Source organism: Paraglaciecola sp. (assembly GCF_030730205.1).
Classification (GTDB): domain Bacteria; phylum Pseudomonadota; class Gammaproteobacteria; order Enterobacterales; family Alteromonadaceae; genus Paraglaciecola.
The window spans coordinates 2,083-3,339 of record NZ_JANQVQ010000330.1; the positions used below are offsets into that span (position 1 = coordinate 2,083).

Here is a 1,257-nt window from a genome sequence, read left to right on the forward strand (position 1 = left end):
ATCGATGCTTTAGATTTTAAATTGGGCCGCACATTTTTTCCTATGTTAAGAAGGGAAGGTATCACCAAAGACAAATTGAGATATCACAATGATCGCCTCGCAATGTATCGTGGTAAGTTTGGTGATCATAAGGTGATAGCTAAACAAGATCCCAACAACATAGGTCGAATAGTTGTTTGTGATGTCGACTTAAAAGAATTCTTCATTGTGCCCGCTGTTGATCTTGAATATGCAGATGGCTTATCCCTTTGGCAGCATAGGCTAAATTGCCAATATGCTAGAAAATACATCAAAAAAAATTACAATCATCAAGATGTTTTAAAAGCGCGATCTGAAATTAATGACATCGTGACGGAAAGCATGTCTAAGATGGTAAATACAAAAAAAGTTTCGTTAAAAGTTACCGATAGGGTGAGAACAGGGCGTTATTTAGAAGTTGAAAGAAAAAGAGTTGCAGGTAAAACAAAACAATCAGTGGCAAAGAAAAAAATATCGAATGCTAAAAAACAGGTGTCTAGCGAAGTCTGGGAATTAGACACGAATACATCGGACTGGTCTGTTAGCAGAGTTAGGAAGTGACAACTGATGAACGATTTTGCTGAAAAATATAGATTAGTTAGAGAACTATTTGTTGCTAGCCCTTACTTAAGCTCATTAATGGATGAATTTGATGAGTGCTTACAAGACTCAAAACTTGGTGGTGCAGCGCAATGCATGCTAGTCACTGGGAATACGGGGTCAGGGAAAACATCTTTAATCAATAAATATATTGAGAATTACCCTAGAAATGAATTAACCGACAGAACTAAAGTACCAGTCCTGTTTACTAGTATACCAGAAAATGCGACACCTATTCGAGCATCTCAAGCAATGCTTTCAGACTTAGGAGACCCTTTTTGTTATTCAAGCAATGATTCTGAGGCGTTAAAAAAGAGATTGATTACCTTGCTAAAGAATTGTCAGGTTGATTTGATTTTTATCGATGAGTTTCAACACCTTATTGAGAGAAAAAATAATAAAGTACTGCACCGAGCAGCCGACTGGTTGAAAATGATCATTGTCGAGTCAAACATTCCAGTAATTTTATTTGGTATGCCATATAGCACAGTTATACTTGATGTGAATTCCCAACTTAACGGACGAATTCTGTTTAAAAGAAAACTTATCCCTTTCCAAATAAATGACAATCATGAACGACAGAATTTTCTCAAATTTCTAAAGGTATTTGATCAAGGCCTTCCCTTTGAACAATCTAGT

General features: G+C 36.2%; 2 protein-coding genes. Both read left to right on the forward strand.

Annotation, left to right across the window (positions count from 1 at the left end; translation table 11 throughout):
- Positions 1–579 (forward strand): Mu transposase C-terminal domain-containing protein (locus NWQ57_RS21620; RefSeq protein WP_306024265.1); only part of this gene is annotated, 579 nt, incomplete at its 5' end.
- 6 nt (positions 580–585) lie between these two features.
- Positions 586–1,257 (forward strand): TniB family NTP-binding protein (locus tag NWQ57_RS21625; RefSeq protein WP_306024266.1); only part of this gene is annotated, 672 nt, incomplete at its 3' end.